Source organism: Burkholderia sp. BCC1208 (assembly GCF_902833095.1).
Lineage (GTDB): Bacteria > Pseudomonadota > Gammaproteobacteria > Burkholderiales > Burkholderiaceae > Burkholderia.
This window is the reverse complement of the sequence record NZ_CADFDY010000014.1, coordinates 56,006-75,039: the sequence shown is the minus strand read 5'-3', so window position 1 is coordinate 75,039 and position 19,034 is coordinate 56,006. Positions and strand designations below refer to the sequence as shown.

General features: G+C 66.9%; 19 protein-coding genes. 6 read left to right on the top strand and 13 right to left on the bottom strand.

The annotated features are described in order from the left end of the window. Positions 1-128: 128 nt before the first annotated feature. The 6 genes from HWX09_RS30815 to HWX09_RS30790 form a co-directional block, all read right to left on the bottom strand. Complete coding sequence (locus HWX09_RS30815) at positions 129-1,106, bottom strand: branched-chain amino acid ABC transporter permease (RefSeq protein ID WP_027783151.1); 978 nt, start codon at positions 1,104-1,106, stop codon at positions 129-131. After that, complete coding sequence (locus HWX09_RS30810) at positions 1,106-1,990, bottom strand: branched-chain amino acid ABC transporter permease (protein WP_027783150.1); 885 nt, start codon at positions 1,988-1,990, stop codon at positions 1,106-1,108. The genes HWX09_RS30815 and HWX09_RS30810 overlap by 1 nt, the downstream gene beginning before the upstream one ends. A 128-nt stretch (positions 1,991-2,118) precedes the next feature. Beyond that, positions 2,119-3,318 (bottom strand): ABC transporter substrate-binding protein, encoded by a 1,200-nt coding sequence (locus HWX09_RS30805; RefSeq protein WP_027783149.1) that lies wholly within the window; start codon positions 3,316-3,318, stop codon positions 2,119-2,121. Between the two features lie 77 nt (positions 3,319-3,395). Then, positions 3,396-4,151, bottom strand: a complete 756-nt coding sequence (locus HWX09_RS30800) for an ABC transporter ATP-binding protein (protein ID WP_027783148.1) — start codon at positions 4,149-4,151, stop codon at positions 3,396-3,398. Beyond that, a complete protein-coding gene (locus HWX09_RS30795; RefSeq protein WP_027783147.1) occupies positions 4,148-4,927 on the bottom strand; it encodes an ABC transporter ATP-binding protein in 780 nt (259 codons plus the stop codon). Before HWX09_RS30795 ends, HWX09_RS30800 begins: the two co-directional genes overlap by 4 nt. 430 nt (positions 4,928-5,357) lie before the next feature. Further along, a complete protein-coding gene (locus HWX09_RS30790; RefSeq protein WP_027783146.1) occupies positions 5,358-7,043 on the bottom strand; it encodes a GMC family oxidoreductase N-terminal domain-containing protein in 1,686 nt (561 codons plus the stop codon). Between the two features lie 413 nt (positions 7,044-7,456). Between HWX09_RS30790 and HWX09_RS30785 the strand changes: the two genes are divergently transcribed. Then, on the top strand, positions 7,457-8,356 hold the full coding sequence (locus HWX09_RS30785) for a LysR family transcriptional regulator (RefSeq protein ID WP_027783145.1): 900 nt from the start codon (positions 7,457-7,459) through the stop codon (positions 8,354-8,356). 196 nt (positions 8,357-8,552) lie between these two features. Continuing rightward, positions 8,553-9,086 (top strand): class IV adenylate cyclase, encoded by a 534-nt coding sequence (locus tag HWX09_RS30780; protein WP_027783144.1) that lies wholly within the window; start codon positions 8,553-8,555, stop codon positions 9,084-9,086. Between the two features lie 64 nt (positions 9,087-9,150). Here the strand turns inward: HWX09_RS30780 and HWX09_RS30775 are convergent, their stop codons facing one another. Next, positions 9,151-9,636: an Lrp/AsnC family transcriptional regulator gene (locus tag HWX09_RS30775; protein ID WP_006408082.1), complete on the bottom strand. Its 486-nt coding sequence runs from the start codon at positions 9,634-9,636 to the stop codon at positions 9,151-9,153. A gap of 138 nt (positions 9,637-9,774) precedes the next feature. On the opposite strand from HWX09_RS30775, the gene phhA reads away from it, so the two are divergent. Further along, on the top strand, positions 9,775-10,665 hold the full coding sequence (gene phhA / locus HWX09_RS30770; RefSeq protein WP_027783143.1) for a phenylalanine 4-monooxygenase: 891 nt from the start codon (positions 9,775-9,777) through the stop codon (positions 10,663-10,665). Between the two features lie 61 nt (positions 10,666-10,726). Continuing rightward, entirely contained in the window at positions 10,727-11,104 is a 378-nt protein-coding gene (locus tag HWX09_RS30765; RefSeq protein WP_256980638.1) for a 4a-hydroxytetrahydrobiopterin dehydratase, read from the top strand. A 93-nt stretch (positions 11,105-11,197) separates the two neighbouring features. On the opposite strand, the gene HWX09_RS30760 is transcribed toward HWX09_RS30765, so the two are convergent. Beyond that, entirely contained in the window at positions 11,198-11,428 is a 231-nt protein-coding gene (locus HWX09_RS30760) for a DUF3717 domain-containing protein (protein WP_027783141.1), read from the bottom strand. 122 nt (positions 11,429-11,550) lie between these two features. Here HWX09_RS30760 and HWX09_RS30755 point away from each other — a divergent pair, with 122 nt between their 5' ends. Together HWX09_RS30755 and HWX09_RS30750 are read left to right on the top strand one after the other, a co-directional pair. After that, complete coding sequence (locus HWX09_RS30755) at positions 11,551-12,243, top strand: response regulator transcription factor (RefSeq protein WP_006401494.1); 693 nt, start codon at positions 11,551-11,553, stop codon at positions 12,241-12,243. 120 nt (positions 12,244-12,363) lie between these two features. After that, a complete protein-coding gene (locus HWX09_RS30750; protein ID WP_027783140.1) occupies positions 12,364-13,848 on the top strand; it encodes a sensor histidine kinase in 1,485 nt (494 codons plus the stop codon). Positions 13,849-13,983: 135 nt separating this feature from the next. Here the strand turns inward: HWX09_RS30750 and HWX09_RS30745 are convergent, their stop codons facing one another. The 5 genes from HWX09_RS30745 to HWX09_RS30725 form a co-directional block, all read right to left on the bottom strand. After that, positions 13,984-14,526 carry an SET domain-containing protein-lysine N-methyltransferase gene (locus HWX09_RS30745; RefSeq protein ID WP_027783139.1) on the bottom strand — a complete coding sequence of 181 codons (543 nt, stop codon included), beginning with the start codon at positions 14,524-14,526 and terminating at the stop codon, positions 13,984-13,986. 177 nt (positions 14,527-14,703) lie between these two features. Then, complete coding sequence (locus HWX09_RS30740) at positions 14,704-15,816, bottom strand: NADH:flavin oxidoreductase/NADH oxidase (RefSeq protein ID WP_027783138.1); 1,113 nt, start codon at positions 15,814-15,816, stop codon at positions 14,704-14,706. 209 nt (positions 15,817-16,025) lie between these two features. After that, positions 16,026-16,736, bottom strand: coding sequence for a glutamine amidotransferase (locus HWX09_RS30735; protein ID WP_027783137.1), 711 nt, complete (start codon positions 16,734-16,736; stop codon positions 16,026-16,028). 28 nt (positions 16,737-16,764) lie between these two features. After that, entirely contained in the window at positions 16,765-17,403 is a 639-nt protein-coding gene (locus tag HWX09_RS30730; RefSeq protein ID WP_027783136.1) for a MarR family winged helix-turn-helix transcriptional regulator, read from the bottom strand. 507 nt (positions 17,404-17,910) lie between these two features. Further along, the gene (locus HWX09_RS30725; protein ID WP_027783135.1) at positions 17,911-19,026 is read right to left on the bottom strand and encodes a YbdK family carboxylate-amine ligase; all 1,116 of its coding nucleotides are present in this window, start codon (positions 19,024-19,026) and stop codon (positions 17,911-17,913) included. Positions 19,027-19,034 lie beyond the last annotated feature (8 nt).

The window sequence follows — 19,034 nt, the reverse complement described above, 5'->3', positions numbered from 1 at the left end:
TGGTGCATCGCCGCACGAAAATGGGGCAACAGCGTGCCGCGCGGCGTCGGCGCCAACCCGCTGCGACGCCGTTCCCGGGCGTGCCGGATGGTGCTTCGCATCAACGCGCGGCGACGCGCACGGCCGGCTCACGACGAGGCTCTCAACGGCTTGATCCGCGCGACCATCTCGCCGACGATGCCGCGCCGGAATGCCAGCACGCATGCGATGAAGATCAGGCCGGTAACGATCGTCGCCGATTCGCCGAGCGAATGAAACCACGCGACGCCCGTCGTCGACGCGAGCCATTCGCCGATGTCGCCGAGCCGGTCTTCGAGCGCCACGATCAACGCGGCACCCAGGAGCGGCCCGAACAGCGTGCCCATCCCGCCGACGAGCGTCATCAGCACGACGAGGCCCGACATCGTCCAGTACGCGTCCGACAGCGTCTCGAAGCCGAGCACCAGTACCTTCAGCGAGCCGGCCAGCCCCGCGAGCCCGGCCGACAGGATGAACGCGAGCAGCTTGAAGCGATCGGTGTCGTAGCCGAGCGAGATCGCGCGCGCTTCGTTCTCCTTGATGGCGACGAGCACCTGGCCGAACGGCGAATGGACGACCCGCACGATGAACGCGCACGCGGCCACGACCACCACCAGCACGACGTAGTACAGCGCGACGTCGTTCGACAGGTCGAGCAGCCCGAACAGGCGGCCGCGCGGCACGCCCTGCAGGCCGTCCTCGCCGTGCGTGAACGGCGCCTGCAGATAGATGAAGTAGACCATCTGCGCGAACGCGAGCGTGATCATCGCGAAGTAGATGCCTTGCCGGCGGATCGCGAACAGCCCGACGACGAGCCCGAGCAGCGTCGCGGCGACGGTGCCGACCAGCACGCCGAGCTCCGGCGTGAAACCGAGCGTCTGTATCGAATAGCCGGTCGCATAGCCGGCGGTCGCGAGGAACATCGCATGGCCGAACGACAGCAGCCCCGTATAGCCGATCAGCAGGTTGAACGCGGCCGCGAACAGCGCGAAGGTGAGCACCTTCATCACGAACACCGGATACGCGCCGATGAACGGCGCGGCGAGCAGTGCGGCGAGCAGCACGCCGTAGAGCACTTTTCTCTGCATCATTTTTCCTTGCCGAAGAGGCCCGCCGGGCGGAACAGCAGCACGATCGCCATGATCACGAACACGACGGTGGCCGACGCTTCGGGATAGAACACGCGCGTGAAGCCCTCGATCACGCCGAGCAGCAGGCCCGTGACGATCGAGCCGAGGATCGAGCCCATCCCGCCGATCACGACCACCGCGAACACGGTGATGATCATCGGCTGGCCCATCAGCGGCGACACCTGGATCACGGGCGCGGCCAGCACGCCAGCGAAAGCGGCGAGCGCGACGCCGAAGCCGTAGGTGAGCGTGATCATCATCGGCACGTTCACGCCGAACGCCTCGACGAGCTTCGGGTTCTCGGTGCCCGCGCGCAGGTACGCGCCGAGGCGCGTCTTCTCGATCACGAACCACGTCGCGAGGCACACCGCGAGCGACGCGACGACGACCCACGCGCGATAGTTCGGCAGGAACATGAAGCCGAGGTTGGTCGCGCCGGACAACTGCGACGGCACGTCGTACGGCTGGCCGGACGACCCGTAGATCGACCGGAACACGCCTTCGACGACCAGCGTGAGGCCGAACGTGAGCAGCAGCCCGTACAGGTGATCGAGCTTGTACAGCCAGCGCAGCATCGAGCGTTCGATCGCGATTCCGAACGCGCCGACGAGCACCGGCGCCAGCACGAGCATCGCCCAGTACGGCAGCCCGAAATACGACAGGCCCATCCACGCGAGCATCGCGCCCAGCATGAACAATGCGCCGTGCGCGAAGTTGATTACGTTGAGCAGCCCGAAGATCACCGCGAGCCCGAGGCTCAGGATCGCGTAGAACGAGCCGTTGACGAGCCCGAGCAGCAACTGGCTCAGCATCGCCGGCAACGGAATGCCAAAGATTTCCATCGACTTAGCCGTCAGAATGAGTTTCATTGCGTGCGCAACGTTCATGCATCGCGCACGCGGGCGGCGCAGCGGGCACATCGCTGCAGCCGCCACCGTGCGGCGCGCCCGTGCGCGCCGCTAGGCGATGCTTACTTCCACAACGCGCAGCGCGTTTCCTGCTTGGTGCCGAACGCCTGTTCGCCCGGAATCGTCGCGAGCACCTTGTAGTAGTCCCACGGCTCCTTCGATTCCGAGGGCTTCTTGACTTCCATCAGGTACATGTCGTGGATCATGCTGCCGTCCTGGCGGATATAGCCCTTCGCGTAGAAGTCGCTGATCTTGATCTTCTTCAGCTCGGCCATCACCTTGTCGGAGTCAGTCGTACCGGCAGCCTGCACGGCCTTCAGGTAGGTCGTCACCGACGAGTAGTCGGCCGCCTGCAGGCTCGACGGCATCTTCTTCATCTTGCCGAAGTAGCGCTGCGCCCACTGGCGCGACGCCGCGTCGCGGTTCCAGTACCAGCTGTCGGTCAGCACGAGGCCCTGCGTCGTTTCGAGGCCGAGGCTGTGCACGTCGTCGATGAACATCAGCAGCGCGGCGAGCTTCATCGTCTTCGTGATGCCGAACTCCTTCGCGGCCTTGATCGAGTTGATCGTGTCGCCGCCCGCGTTCGCGAGGCCGAGAATCTGCGCCTTCGACGCCTGCGCCTGCAGCAGGAACGACGAGAAATCCGACGCGGATAGCGGGTGACGCACCGCGCCGAGCACCTGGCCGCCGTTCGCCTTCACGACGTCCGAGGTGTTCTTCTCGAGCGCCTTGCCGAACGCGTAGTCGGCCGTCAGGAAGAACCACGTCTTGCCGCCCTGCTTCACCACCGCGGAACCGGTGCCCTTCGCGAGCGCCATCGTGTCGTACGCGTAGTGGACCGTGTACGGCGTGCACTGCTCGTTGGTCAGCGTGTCGGCGCCCGCGCCGATGTTGATGTAGACCTTCTTCTTCTCGGCCGCGACCTGGTTCATCGACAGCGCGGTCGCCGAGTTCGTGCCGCCGACCAGCAGGTCCAGCCCGCCGCGGTCCATCCATTCGCGCGCCTTCGACGCGGCGATGTCAGCCTTGTTCTGGTGATCGGCATAGACGACCTCGATCGGCTTGCCGAGCACCTTGCCGCCGAAGTCCGCGACCGCCATGCGGATCGCCTCGAGACCGCCCTGCCCGTCGATATCCGCGTAAAGCCCCGACATGTCGGTGATGAAGCCGATCTTCACGGTATCCGCCGCGTGGGCGGCGCCGGCGGTGAACGCGGCGGTCGCGAGCGCGAGACAGGCCTGTGCGAGGGTCTTCATTTTCATTGACGTCTCCTGTTGTTCTGATGCGTTGTGGTTGTTCGAGGGCCGCCACGGCTAGCGGCAAGGGAAACGGGGCGGCGTCACACCCCGAGCAGGTCGTGCAGGGTCGGCATCTTGCCTTCCAGTTCGGACGCGCGGAAATGCTCGACGATGCTGCCGTGCTCCATCACGTAGAAGCGGTCGGCGAGCGGCGCGGCGAAGCGGAAATTCTGTTCGACCATCACGATCGTGTAGCCGCGCGCCTTCAGCGCGACGATCATCCGTGCGAGCGTCTGCACGATCACCGGCGCGAGGCCTTCGGAGATCTCGTCGAGCAGCAGCAGGTTCGCGCCGGTGCGCAGGATCCGCGCGACCGCGAGCATCTGCTGCTCGCCGCCGGACAGCCGCGTGCCCTGGCTCTGCCGGCGCGACGCGAGGTTCGGGAACATCGCGTAGATCTCGTCGAGCGACATCGCATGCTCGCGCGGCCCGATCAGCGGCGGCAGCATCAGGTTCTCCTCGCACGACAGGCTCGAGAAGATCCCGCGCTCCTCCGGGCAGTAGCCGATGCCGTAATGCGCGATGCGGTGCGTCGCGAGGCCGATCGTCTCGTGGCCCGCGACCTTGATCGACCCGCTGCGGCGGCCCGTGAGGCCCATGATCGCGCGCAGCGTCGTCGTGCGGCCCGCGCCGTTGCGGCCGAGCAGCGTGACGACCTCGCCGCGATGCACGGTCAGGTCGACACCGTGCAATATGTGGGATTCCCCGTACCAGGCCTCCAGGCCCGTGATCTCCAGCGCAGGCGTACCGCTCTCGACGCCGCTCAATTCGCGTTCCTCCCGTTCGCTGTGCTTCATGCGTGCGCCCCCGCGAGCGCCGCGTCGGCACTGCCCATGTAGGCCTCGATCACGAGCGGATTCTTCGACACTTCCGCATACGAGCCTTCGGCCAGCACCTCGCCGCGTTGCAGGACGGTGATCGTGTCGGAGATCCCCGCGATCACGTTCATGTTGTGTTCCACCATCAGGATCGTGCGGCCGCTCGCGACCTTCTTGATCAGCGCGGTCACGCGGTCGACGTCCTCGTGGCCCATCCCCTGCGTGGGCTCGTCGAGCAGCATCAGTTCGGGCTCCATCGCCAGCGTCGTCGCGATCTCGAGCGCGCGCTTGCGGCCGTAGGCCAGCTCGACGGTGGGCACGTGCGCGAAATCGGTGAGGCCGACCTGCGTGAGCAGGTCCATCGCGCGATCGTCGAGCCGCTTCAGCGTGCGTTCGCTGCGCCAGAAATGGAATTCGGTGCCGAGTGCCCGCTGCAGGCCGATGCGCACGTTCTGCAGCGCGCTCAGATGCGGGAACACGGCCGAGATCTGGAACGAGCGGATGATGCCGCGCCGCGCGACCTGCGCGGGCCGCTCGTCGGTGATGTCGATGCCGTTGAAGACGATCTGGCCGGCCGTGGGCGTCAGAAATTTGGTGAGGAGGTTGAAACAGGTGGTCTTGCCCGCGCCGTTCGGCCCGATCAATGCATGGATCGCACCGCGCCGCACACGCAGGTTGACGCCGTTCACGGCGGTGAAGCCCCTGAATTCCTTCGTCAGTCCGCGTGTTTCCAGAATCGTGTCGCCGAGAATCATGTTCCCTTCCGTACGAAGTCAGGCGAAGCACCGGGAAGCCTGGCGCAAGCGGCCGCGAACAGGTCAGCGGATCAGCGGGCTGCCCCCGGGCGCCGTGGTACGCCTCGAGGGTGGTCTCCCGCGCCGACGCGTATGCACATTGCGCAACATTGTCGCGCCGTTGGTGCAGTGCAATCATCGGGATTTGCACTTATAGGGGTGGCCGCCATATCGGACGCGACTGCGTGCGGTTTTTCTCCACGCTTTTTTGATACGTGCATCATCACGCGTTGACCTGCTGCAGGACGCGGCACGCGCGCCGAAAAAAAGCCGCGCGACGGCGCGGCTTGCACGGATCTTGCCGTTCGAGCAGAAGCGACGTCAGCCATGCTTCGCATAGCGAATCAGCGGGTGTGCATGACGGCGCGCTGGCGCGCGTGTCAGCGGGCCGTCATGCAGCCGTCACCGCGGCCTCGGTTCGCACCGACGTCGTTTCGCGCGCCGCACGGCGGTCGGCACGAATCATGTCGCTCGCGCGCTCGGCGATCATCAACGTCGGCGAATTGGTGTTGCCCGACGTGATGAACGGCATCACCGACGCATCGACGATTCTCAGCCCGGCGATGCCGCGCACGCGCAGCCGGCTGTCGACCACCGCGCGCTCGTCGTCGGCGCGCCCCATCCGGCAGGTGCCGACCGGGTGGAAGATCGTCGTGCCGATGGCGCCGGCCGCATCGATCAGTTCGGCCTCGGTCCGGTACTGCGGGCCCGGCAGGATTTCCTCGGGACGATAGCGCGCGAGCGCCGGCGCGGACGCGATCCGGCGTGTGAGACGCAGCGCGTTCGCGGCGACGTGCCGATCGTGATCGGTCGACAGGTAGTTCGGCGCGATCGACGGTGCGCTGCCCGGATCGGCGCTCGTGACGTGCACGCTGCCGCGCGACGTCGGCCGCAAATGGCAGACCGACGCCGTAAAGGCGTTGAAGCCGTGCAGCGGCTCGCCGAAGCGTTCGAGCGACAGCGGCTGCACGTGGTATTCGAGATCGGGGCGCGTGAGTGCGGGATCGTCCGGGTCCGATTTCGCGAATGCGCCCAGTTGCGACGGCGCCATCGACATCGGCCCGCGCTGCAGCAGCGCATATTGGGCGCCGATCATCAGCTTGCCCCACCAGTGCGCGGACAGCGTGTTGAGCGTGCGCACGCCGTCGACGCGAAACGCCATCCGCAATTGCAGGTGATCCTGCAGGTTTTCGCCGACGCCCGGCAGATGCTGCACGACGTCGATGCCGAGCGCCTGCAGCCGCCGACCGTCGCCGATCCCCGACAGTTCGAGCAATTGCGGCGAATTCACGGCGCCCGACGTCAGCAGCACCTCCGCCCGCGCCCGCGCGACGTAATCGGTGCCGCCGCCGTGGTACTCGACGCCGACCGCGCGCCGCCCGTCGAAGATCACGCGCTGCGCGTGCGCGCCGGTGATCACGGTCAGGTTCGGGCGCGCCATCGCGGGCCGCAGGAACGCCTTCGACGTATTCCAGCGCACGCCGCGCTTCTGGTTCACTTCGAAGTAGCCGACCCCGGCATTGTCGCCGCGGTTGAAATCGTCGGTGGCGGGGATGCCCGTCTGCTGCGCGGCCTGCGCGAACGATTCGAGAATCTCCCAGCGCAGCCGCTGCTTCTCGACGCGCCAGTAGCCGCCCGCCCCGTGCGCGTCGCTCGCGCCCGCATGGTGATCCTCGCTGCGCTTGAAGATCGGCAGCACGCTGTCCCACGACCAGCCGGCGTCGCCGGTTTCCCGCGCCCAGTCGTCATAGTCCTCGCGCTGGCCGCGCATGTAGATCATCCCGTTGATCGACGAGCAGCCGCCGAGCACGCGGCCGCGCGGATACGACAGCGCCCGGCCGTTGAGCGCCGCTTCGGGCTGCGTCTTGTACAGCCAGTCGGTGCGCGGGTTGCCGATGCAGTACAGATAGCCGACCGGGATATGAATCCAGTGATAGTCGTCCTTGCCGCCTGCTTCGAGCAGCAGCACGTGGATGTCGGGATCCTCGGTCAGGCGGTTCGCGAGCACGCAGCCCGCGGTGCCTGCGCCGACGATCACGTAGTCGAATTCGCCCTCGAGCGTGCGTTGAGTAGTCACTGCTTGTCTCCTGTCGACCAGCGTTAGCGCTTTAGCGCTTACGCTGGTCCCATGGCGTGGCTGGATGGAGTTAGCGCTTCAGCGCTTACTCCATCCCCACGGCGGTCGATCCAAGTTGGCGCTTCAGCACTTACTCGGGTCCCATGGCGTGGCTGGACGGAGTTGCCGCTTCAGCGGCTTACTCCATCCCCACGGCGGTCGACCCAAGTTGGCGCTTCAGCGCTCACTCGGCTCCAAACCTCTTTGTTATTGCACCGCGCGGCGCGATGCCGCGCGCCTTTTCAGCATAGTGCGTCGCGTCGCACCGCGCCTGCTGCCCGCGCGCACGACCCGATGAAGCGTACTCCCGCGCCCGGCCGCCGATCCAATGAGTTATGCTGAACCGCGTTATAAGCTACGCTCATATCACGACGATGGATCTCACCCTGCTCCGCGCGTTCGCGACGGTCGCGCGCGAAGGCAACCTGACGCGCGCCGCGGCGCAGTTGCACCTCACGCAGCCGGCCGTCAGCCTGCAGATCAAGCATCTGCAGGAAACGCTCGGCGTCGTGCTGTTCACGCGCACGTCGCGCGGCCTTGCGCTCACGCGCGACGGCCAGACGCTGCTGCCGCACGCGGAACGCGCGCTCGCCGCGGCCGCCGACGTGCAGCGCGCCGCTGCCGCGCTGCGGCACGAGGTGCGCGGCCGGCTGCGGATCGGCACGATCCTCGACCCGGGGTTCCTGCGGCTCGGCGGCTTCCTGCGCGCGCTGGTCGAGACCCATCCGCAGATCGAGACCGCGCTGCGGCACGGGATGTCGGGCTGGGTGATCGAACAGGTGCGCGCGCGGGCGCTCGACGTCGGCTACTACATCGGCCGGCCGGGCGAGGACGATCCGCTCGACGGCGCGCTGTTCCACACCCTCACGCTCACGCATTTCCAGTACCGCGTGCTCGCGCCCGCCGGCTGGAAGGAGCGCGTACAGCGCGCGCACGACTGGCGCGCGCTCGCCGCGCTGCCGTGGATCTGGACGCCGCCGGCGTCCGCGCATCACCGGCTGCTGTCGCGGCGTTTCGCGGACGCCGGCGCACAGCCGGTGAAGGTCGCCGAGGTCGACCAGGAGCAATCGATGCTCGACCTCGTCAAATCGGGGATCGGGTTAACGCTCGCGCGCGATTCGACCGCGCTGGCCGAAGCGCACGCGCATGCGCTGACGATCGTGGAGCGCGTGACGGTGCCGACCGAACTGACGTTCGTGACGCTCGCCGAGCGGCGCGACGAACCGGCGATCGCGGCCGCGCTGCGGTTGATCGAAACGCAGTGGGCGATATGAGCGTTGCTGATGTCGATGCGGCCGGCTGTGCCTCGGGTTTCGCCGCCTGACGCATTCCGCGGATCGCCGTGACGGACCGGATCGCCCGCTCCCGCGTCGTGTCGCCGCGTCCCGTCCGGTCGTCACGCCATCGTTGCAGGCTTTTTGCTAGATTGTGCGTTCGCACACCGCGAGACCCCGATTGAAGGAGACCCGCATGGCCCGCAACATCGAGATCAAAGCCCGCGCCCGCGAATTCGACCGGCTGCGCGAACAGGCGGCTCAGCTCGCGACCGAAGCACCATTGTTCTACCGCCAGCAGGATTTCTTCTACGACGTGCCGCGCGGCCGGCTGAAGCTGCGCCGCTTCGAGGACGGCACGCCGGCCGAGCTGATCTTCTATCAGCGCGACGACCGCGATGGCCCGAAGGCGTCGTACTACACGCGCAGCCCGGTGACGAACCCCGACGCGATGCATTCGCTGCTCGCGACCGCACTGACCACGCGCGGGATCGTGACGAAGGAGCGGCACGTGTACCTCGCGGGCCGAACCCGCATCCACCTCGACCGCGTCGACGGCCTCGGTGACTTCATCGAGCTCGAAGTCGTGCTCGGCCCGGACGACGACGAAGCCGGCGGCGAAGCCGAAGCGCACGAGGTGTTCACGAAGCTCGGCGTGGCGCAGGACGATCTCGTCGCGGTCGCGTACGTCGATCTGCTGAACGCCGACACCCAACCCGAAACGGCCTGATCCGGCCCCACCGACGGCGCCCCGCACGGGACGCCCCCGGGGCCTGTGCCGCGGCTCCTCCCCGTCACGCGGCGCCGGGCGCCAGATGCGCGAGCGGCAGTGCGCCGTTGCGCTTGAAGGTCGTCAGCACGATGTTCGAGCGCACGCTGTCGACGCCCGGTACCCGCATCAGCTTCTTCATCACGAACTGCGACAGCGCGTTGAGATCCGGCGCGACGATCCGCAGCAGGTAGTCGGCATCGCCCACCACCGCATGGCATTCGAGCACTTCCGGCAGCACGTCGATCTGCTGCTGGAACTGCTCGATGATCGAATCGCCGTGATGCTTGAGCTTCAGGCTCGTGAACGCGGTCACGCCGAGCCCGAGCTTTTCGGGCCGCAGCATCACGCGGTAGCCTTCGATCACGCCGGCCGCCTCGAGCCGCTGCAGCCGCCGGCCGATCTGCGACGGCGACAGCGGCACCTCCTCGCCCAACTGCTGATGCGTCGCGCGACCGAAGCGCTGCAGCACGTCCAGCAGCGCGAGATCGAAGTGATCGAGTTCCAGCATGAACATTCTCCGCATTGATTCATGGTTTGATGCGAGATTATCGCATCATTGAGCGATTGAACGCCAACTATGCGCCCATTCCGCGCGCGGCCCGCTCTACACTTGCATGGTCCCAACCTCAGCGTGCAGAGCCTGATCATGTCCACCGTCGTCACCGCGAAACTGCAGGAGCAGTTCGATGCGGGCCTCGAAACCCGCGCCGATTTCACCATCGACCAGCCGCTGCAGCGCTACGGCCAGGTCGACCACGCGGTATGGACGCAGCTCTATGCGCGCCAGTCGGCCCTGCTGCGCGGCCGCGCGTGCGATGCATTCGTCGCCGGGCTCGGCAAGATCGACCTGCCGGTCGATCGCGTGCCGTCGTTCGCCGACGTGAACCGCCAGTTGAAGCCCGTGACCGGCTGGGAAATCGTCGCGGTGCCGGGCCTCGTGCCCGACCGCGTGTTCTTCGAGCACCTCGCGAACCGGCGTTTTCCGGTCACCTGGTGGATGCGCCGTCTCGATCAGCTCGACTACCTGCAGGAACCCGACTGCTTCCACGACCTGTTCGGCCACGTGCCGCTGCTGATCGATCCGGTGTTCGCCGACTACATGCAGGCGTATGGCCGCACCGCGCTCGCGGTCGCCGACGACGAAGCGGCGCTGGCGCGGCTCGCGCGCCTCTATTGGTATACGGTGGAATTCGGGCTGATCCGCGACCCGCGCGGGACCAACGGGCTGTCGATCTACGGCGCCGGGATCGTGTCGAGCAAGGGCGAAAGCCTGTACAGCCTCGAAAGCGCGGCGCCGAACCGGCTCGGGTTCGACCTCGAGCGCGTGATGCGCACGAAGTATCGGATCGACACGTTCCAGAAGACCTACTTCGTGATCGACGATTTCGCGCAGTTGTTCGCGCTCGCCGACGTCGACGGTCGCGCGCTGGCCGACCGGCTCGCGGCGCTGCCCGAATTCGCGGCCGGCGCGGTGCTCGAGACCGACCGCGTGCTGCATCGCGGCACGGGCGAAGGCTGGCCCGACGACGACGCGTGACGCATGACACGCCGGCGCCGCGGCGCCAGCCGCCCGTCACCCTTTGCACAACTATGAAACAATGAACGATGCCGGCTGCGCCGCGCGGCGCAGCCGTGCGCGGGCGCCGTTACCGAACGAGAGGTGCAAGATGATCCACAAGCTCACATCCGAAGAACGCAAGACCCGGCTCGAAGGCCTGCCGCTCTGGACGGCCGTGCCGGGCCGCGACGCGATCCAGCGCCGCCTGCGCTTCGCCGATTTCAACGAGGCATTCGGCTTCATGACGCGCGTCGCCATCAAGGCGCAGGAGATGAACCATCATCCGGAATGGTTCAACGTGTACAACCGCGTCGACGTCACGCTGTCGACCCACGACGCCGACGGCCTGACCGAGCGCGACATCGAACTCGCGCGGTTCATCGACGGCGCCGCCGCGCACGCGCAACCGGGCGCCTGAGTCCCGCCTCTACCGCCGCGCGTCTTTTCGATGCGCGGCGCGTCAACTTTTCATTTCGCTAAACGTTTTCTAGGATGTACTCAGCGAAAGCCTTCAGCTTTCCAAGCCATCCTTAAGGCGCGCGTAAGTCTCGTACGCTTTCCGCGCCTTGGGGTCCAAACCTTCCAGTTGCAGCGCGCTTTCGCGCTGTACAATCAGCAGCGCATACGGCTTGGAGAGCGCGCTGGCCTCTTCGCAGAGTTTGAGTTCGTCGCCGCTCGACGGCGAGCGGGCGCGCCAGAAATTGATCGCGGCTTCTAGGTCGTGGATCGAAATATCGGACATGATTGGATCTAATCGTTCGCTGGCCGCCATGCTTGATGTCAGGCGATGCGGCACCCCTGTGGAAACGGCTTCGTGCTGTCCGCGTGCCTGAACCGCCAACCCATTGTACTTGAGCGAACTTCATGCGACTCCTTCTGATCGAAGACGACCGCCCCATCGCACGCGGTATCCAGAGCAGCCTCGAGCAGGCTGGCTTCACCGTCGACATGGTGCATGACGGCATTTTTGCCGAACAGGCGCTGGCACAAAACCGCCACGAACTCGTGATCCTCGACCTCGGCCTGCCGGGCATCGACGGGATGACGCTGCTCACGCGCTTCCGCCAGACCAACCGCCACACGCCCGTGATCGTGCTGACCGCACGCGACGAGCTGAACGACCGGATCCAGGGCCTGAACTCCGGCGCCGACGACTACATGCTCAAGCCGTTCGAGCCGGCCGAGCTCGAAGCGCGCATCCGCGCGGTGATGCGCCGCAGCGGCCCGCACAGCGACATGCCGCGTCCGGAAGTGTCGCTCGGCGGCGTCCGGCTGTCGGGCGTCGACCGCCGCATCTTCAACGACGACAAGCCGCTCGAACTGTCGCCGCGCGAATTCGCGGTGCTCGAGATGCTGCTGCTGCGTCACGGCCGCGTCGTCAGCAAGGCCCAGTTGCAGGATCACCTCACGCATTTCGGCGGCGATCTCGGCGACACCGCGATCGAAGTCTACGTGCACCGCGTACGCAAGAAACTCGAACAGTGCCGAGTCGAAATCGTCACGGTGCGCGGTTTCGGCTACCTGCTGCAGGAAATCCGCCAGACGGCGAGCGTCTGAGCGACGCCGCGCGCCGGCCGGCCGCGTGCCGTCGGCGCATGCGTGCGGCTCCGCGTCGCCGCTCCCGGCGTACGACCGCGCCGCTCCCCGTGAGCGGCGCTTATCCATTTGCCCGTCGAAATGTCTCCTGATCCGGCTGTGACCACCAGCCTGCGCCGCTCGCTGCTCCGGCGCCTCGCCGCCCCGCTGTCGATGCTCGCGCTGATGAGCGGCCTGATCGCCTACTGGCTCGCGTGGCAATACACGCAGCACGTGATCGACCGTTCGCTCGCCGATCTCGCGACCGCCATCTCCAAACAGATCCAGATCGCCGGCCCCGACGCGCCGTTCACGGTGCCGCCGCTCGCGCAGGCGATGTTCTCCGATCCGGCCGAAGCGCTGATCTACCGGATCAGCGACGGCGAGCAGGAACTCGCCGGCGACCCGAAGCTGCCGCTGCAGGGCATCAACGTCCGCCGCATGCATCATGCGTACGTGTTCGAGGCCGAATACGACAACCGCGCGGTGCGGGTCGCGCAGGTGCGCGTCGACAACGTCGAAGGCGGCCGGCCGATGGTCGTCGAAGTCGCGCAGCCGGTACGGCACCGCTACCGGATCGCGGCCGAATTCCTCGTCGCGATCATGATGCCGCTGCTGCTGCTGCTGCTCGCGGGCTGGGGCATCGTGTGGCGCGTCGTGAACCAGCAACTGGGCCCGCTCACGCATCTCGCCGATTCGCTGAACCGGCAGACCCACACGTCGCTGGAACCGGTCGACGAAACCGACGTGCCGCTGGAGATCCGGCCGCTGACGAGCGCGATGAACGCGCTGCTCGGCCGCCTGAAGACCGCGCTCGACGCGCAGCGCAAGTTCATCGCCGATGCCGCCCACCAGTTGCGCACGCCGCTCACCGCGGTGAAGCTGCATGCCGAGCAGGCGGCCGTCGCGCGCGACCCGCACCAGACCTACGCCGCGGTGCGCGAGCTGCGCGCGGCCGCGGACCGCGCGGTGCGGCTGTCCAACCAGTTGCTGTCGCTCGCGCGTGCCGAGCCGGGCGAACAGGCCGCACGCTTCGTCGATGTCGATCTCGCGGCGATGGCGTTCGAGACGGGAGCCGAATGGGTGCCGCGCGCGCTCGCGTCGCACGTCGACCTCGGCTTCCAGCGCAGCGACGACGCAGGCGACGACGAGAAGCTGATCGTGCGCGGCAACCCCGTGCTGCTGCGCGAGGTGATCGCGAACTTGCTCGACAATGCGCTGAAGTACGTGCCGCTCGCGCGGCCGAACGGCGCGCGGATCACGGTGAACGTCGCGCGCGCCGCGCTCGAGGACAGCCAGCCTGCCGCCGAGATCGTCGTCGAGGACAACGGCCCCGGCGTGCCCGCCAACCAGCAGGCCGACCTGTTCAAGCGTTTCTTCCGCGGCGACGCGCAAAGCGGCAACGGCGTCGAAACGGGCGCCGGGCTGGGGCTCGCGATCGTGCACGACATCATTGCGATGCACGGCGGCACCGTGTCGTACGAGGACGCAGCGGAAGGCGGCTCGCGCTTCGTGGTGAGGGTGCCGCTCGCCGCGCATACGGAGAAACCGGCCAGCGAAACGCCGGCCGCGGCGCCGACGCACTGAGCGATTCGCGGCGGGCAGCCGCCGGCCCGTTGACCGGGTGGCCCGCCGGAAAAGGAAAGCGAACGACGGCCCGCTACGATGCGGCAACCGTCGGCTGAAACGACAGCGGCAGCGCGAGATGCGCTGCCGCCTGCATCACTTCCTGCTCTTCTTGTCCTTCGAACCGGACGCGGACTTGCCGTCCTTCTTGTCCTTGTCCTTGTCCTTCTTCTTTTTCTTCTTTCCGCCTTCGTCGGACGTCGCAAGCAACGTGCCGCGGCACGACTCCGCCCCGCAGTGGCACGCGTATTCGCGCTTGAGCTTCTTCGTCAGCTTCGCGTCGATCACGAGGCCGTAGTCGTAGAACAGCTCTTCTTCCGGCCCGATGTCGCGCAGCGCGTGGATGTACACGCGGCCCTTGACCTCCTCGGCTTCGCAGTTCGGCGCGCACGAATGGTTGATCCAGCGCGCGCTGTTGCCGTCGATCTTGCCGTCGATCACGCCGCCTTCGTCGAGTGCGAAGTAGAACGTATGATTCGGCTCGCTCGGGTCGTGCGGATGACGGCGCAGCGCTTCCTTCCACGAGATTCGCTCGCCCTTGTATTCCACTACGCGCTCGCCGGCCTTGATCGGCGCCACGGCGAACACGCCCTTGCCGTGTACTCCCGAGCGGCGCACCGCGATCCTGCGTGAACTCATCGAACGATCCCTTGTGAAGACGACTTGAATGGAAGCGGCCGCGATCGCGGCCGGGCGCCGCACCAAACGAAAACGCGGCACCGGTCGGTGCCGCGTCGGGGCATGCGGCGAATCACCCGCATCCTACACGTTCACGATTGCTTCGTTCAACATCGCGCGCAATATTGCGCGATGTGCTCAGCGCTGGCCGAATGCGACGTCGCCGAACAGCGCCTTGTGCTCGCGCGGCTGCGAGCGCCAGTATTGCGGCGGCGCCGTCACCTGCGCGCCGAGTTCGGCCGCCGCGTGCCACGGCCAGCGCGGGTCGTACAGCATCGCGCGCGCCATCGCGACGAGATCGGCGTCGCCGGCCTCGATCAGCCGGTCCGCGTGCCCGGGTTCGTTGATCAGGCCGACCGCGATCGTCGGCATGCCGACCGCCCGCTTCACGGCCTGCGCGAACGGCACCTGGTAGCCGGGCGCCAGCGGAATCTTCTGGAGCGGCGACACGCCGCCGGACGACACGTCGATCCAGTCGCAGCCGCGGCGCTTCAGTTCGTGCGCGAACGCGATCGTATCGTCGAGCTCCCAACCGCCTTCGACCCAGTCGGTCGCGGACACGCGCACGCCGACCGGCCGGTCTTCCGGAAACGCGGCGCGCACGATCTCGAAGATCTCGAGCGGAAACCGCATCCGGTTTTCGCGCGAGCCGCCGTATTCGTCGGTGCGCCGGTTCGCGAGCGGAGACAGGAACTGATGCAGCAGGTAGCCGTGCGCCGCGTGCACTTCGATCGCATCGATACCGAGCCGCGCGGCCCGCCGGGCCGACGCCGCGAAGGCGTCGCGGATGCGGTTCAGGCCCGCGGCATCGAGTGCGAGCGGCGGCGTCTCGCCGTCCTTGTGCGGCACGGCCGACGGCCCGTGGGCCAACCAGCCGCCGTCGGCGACCGGCACGAGCTGGCCGCCTTCCCACGGCGCCGCGCTCGACGCCTTGCGCCCCGCATGCGACAACTGCATCGCGACGCGGACCGGCGAATGCTTGCGGATCGCGGCCAGCACCGGCTTCAGCGCGGCTTCGGTCACGTCGTCCCACAGGCCGAGGTCGCCATGCGTGATGCGCCCGTCGGGTTCCACCGCAGTCGCTTCGATGCACAGCAGCCCCGCGCCCGACAGCGCGAGATGGCCGAGGTGAATCATGTGCCAGTCGGTCGCTTCGCCGCGTTCGGCCGAGTACTGGCACATCGGGGAAATCACGATCCGGTTCGGAAGGGTTACGCCGCGCAGCGTGAACGGAGAAAACAGCGCTGTCATGGAAGCCGCTCGTCAGGAAAGGGAAAGAGCGGACGAGCGTAGCACGCACGCCTGAAGCGTGCAGACGGCGCGATCGACAGTAAGCGGATGGTCAGGTACGGCCGGCCGGATGCCGGCGGTGCACGGAACGTGCGGTGTACGGCGATGCGCCGGCTCGCAACGGATGCAGACTGGACCCAAGCTTGGCAGCGGCGCGGCTGCCCGCGACGTCAGAGCCCGACGCTGTCGAGCCACTCCGCGAACATGCGCCGTGCGGCCGTCTCGAGCGCGGGGCCTTGCTGCGCGGTATCGGCGCGCAACTGGCGCGCGTCGACACCGGGCGTCGCGGCGATTTCGCCGGCGTTCGCGATCAGCCACGGTTCGAAGCGCTCGGTGCGGATCTCGGGATGACATTGCAGCGCCAGCACGTGCTGCCCCCATGCGAATGCCTGGTGGCGGCAGGCCGGCGTCGACGCGAGATGGATCGCACCGCCCGGCAGGTCGAACGTATCGCCATGCCAGTGCAGCATCGACGTCGTCGCGCCGTCGAGATGGCGCAACGGCGACGCACGACCGGCGTCGGTGAGCGTCAGTGGCGTCCAGCCGAGTTCGTGCCGTGCGGCCGGATAGACGTGCGCCCCGAGCGCCCGTGCGATGAACTGCGCGCCGAGGCAGATGCCGAGGATCGGCAGCCCCGCGTCGATGCGCTGGCGCACGAGCGCCAGGAGCGGCGCGATCGTCGGATACTGCGCATCGTCGTACACGCTGAGCGGCCCGCCGAGCACGACGAGCAGCGACGGCTCGAGCACATCGAGCACCTCGACCCGCGACGATCCGACATCGACGTAGCGCACCCGTCGACCGCGTTCGCCGAGCACCTGCTCGAAGCTCCCGAGATCCTCGAAATGCACGTGGCGGATCGCCACGACTTCAGCGTTCATCATCGGCCTCCCGGTCGATCGACGGACGTCAGCCTGCGAAAATCTTCCAGGTCTTCTTCTGCGTCGCCGCGTCGGCTTCTTCCTGCACCGAGCAGTCGAGACGCAGATCGCTGTCGGACATCGAGATGTCGAGCGCCGCGCAGTGATGCACGGTCTTCTTCGACAGCTTGCCCGGCTGGAAATGCGTGCACGTGAGGCACATGCGTTGCGGCGGCGTCGCCCCGGCCACCTGCAGCTCGCGCAGCGTCTTCAGCAGCGCGCGATACAGCGTGCCCTGCTCGTCCGCGCCGAGCTTGCCGACCGCTTTCGTCAGGAATTCAGGCCATTGCAGCGCCTTCTTCGCGGCCGTACGGCCACGCGCCGACAGGCGCACGGCCAGTGCCCGGCCGTCGTCCAGCGCACGGCGCTTCTCGACGAGCCCCTTCGTCTCGAGCGTGCTGACCGCATCGCTCGTGGTGGCTGCGGTGAGCTGCGTCTCGCGCGCGATCTCGCCGAGCCGCATCGGGCCCTTGCGCTGCAGCAGCAGCACGAGAATCTCGCCCTGCGTCGGCGTAAGGCCAGCGCCTTCCGCCCAATCCCATGCCTCGCTCCGCATGGCCGTGCTCAACCGCAGCAGGCTGTGGGTCACACGTCCCGCAGCCTGGTTCCCGTAAACGCCTTCGCTCATAGTCTTTTCGCTTTGCCGCCGCCCGGATGGCCGAGCGGCCGTAGTGTGGAGATCGAATCCATCTCAAAACAGACGCACTCTTTCGAGTGGCGTCAGCACGGCCGTCGCGAGGCACACGCGGCGGTCGCGTTCGCGGCGACCGGAGAGACACGCATCGTTTCCGGTGTCCGCAAAGCCGACATTCTAAGCGAGAGCGGAAAATCGCACAGCTAAGTTATCCCCTGCACTCTGTGGAAAATCGCTGGATAACCGGATTTTTTCGTTGTGCGTGCAATGTCGCGCGCCCGCGAAACGGGGCGCGCCGGTATTTTCCTGTTCGGATCGGCCATCGGCCGCACGCTGATGATCCACCGGGTTATCCCGCCCGCAGAGCATTGACTTTGCAGTGGAATATCGGGTTATCCACAGATTTTCAGGACGCCCGACGACGATTTCGGCCGGACATGGCAGCGAACGCCATTCAGTGAATCGCGCCGCGGTCGATCCCGCAATCTGCAAAACATTTTTTCACTCGCGCCAACGCAAGCACTGCTGCCGGACCGTCTCGTTCAGCGATTTTTCCTGTTTGAAAACGGTTCTCAACCACGATGCGTCGTTCACGCGCGCCTTCGCGAGCGCACCGATCTCGTCGAGCGCCGCGCGCGAACCCAGCGCGGCCGCATGCGGGGCGATCCGGTCGAGCGTGTCGAGGATGTCTTCCGCGATCGTGCGGCGCTCGCCCGTCTGAGGATTCACGCAGGTGCCTTCGAGCCCGAAGCGGCACGCTTCGAAACGGTTGAACGTGTAGACGAGGTAATCGTCCTCCGACAGCTTCAGCGGCCGGTCGGTCAGCAGGTAGCGTGCGAGCGTCTGGATGTAGCAGGCGATCGCCGCCGCGCGATCTACCGACAGCGGCGTGTCCATCACGCGCACCTCGATCGTGCCGTAGCCGGGCTTCGGCCGGATATCCCAGTAGAAGTCCTTCATCGAATTGACGACGCCCGTGTTCACCATCTTCGTGAAGTACTCCTCGAAGCTGTCCCAGGTCAGCACGAACGGCGCGCGGCCCGACAGCGGGAACGCGAACACCGAATTCAGGCGTGCCGAATGGAAGCCCGTGTCGACGTTCTGCACGAATGGCGACGACGCGGACAGCGCGATGAAGTGCGGGATGAAGCGCGACATCGAGTGCAGCAGGAACAGCGCGCTGTCGGGATCGGGGCAACCGATGTGCACGTGCTGGCCGAACACGGTGAACTGCTTCGCAAGATAGCCGTACAGCTCGGAGATGTACTGGAAGCGCGGCGCATCGTAGATCTGCCGGTCGCTCCATTGCTGGAACGCATGCGTGCCGCCGCCGGCCAGCCCGACGTTGAGCTGGTCGGCTGCCTTCACGAGCACGTCGCGGATCGCATGCAGTTCGCCGACGGCTTGCTCGTGCGAATGGCAGATGCCGGTCGACAGCTCGATCATGCTTTCGGTGATTTCCGGCGTGATGTTGCCCGGAAAGGTCTCGCCCTGGATCAGGCGCATCAGGTCGGATGCCGCTTTGGTCAGGTCGTAGTTGTGTGTGTTGACGACCTGGATCTCCAGTTCGACGCCGAACGTGAACGGTTCGGAATTGACGAAGGTTTCGAGTGCCATGGCAGGTT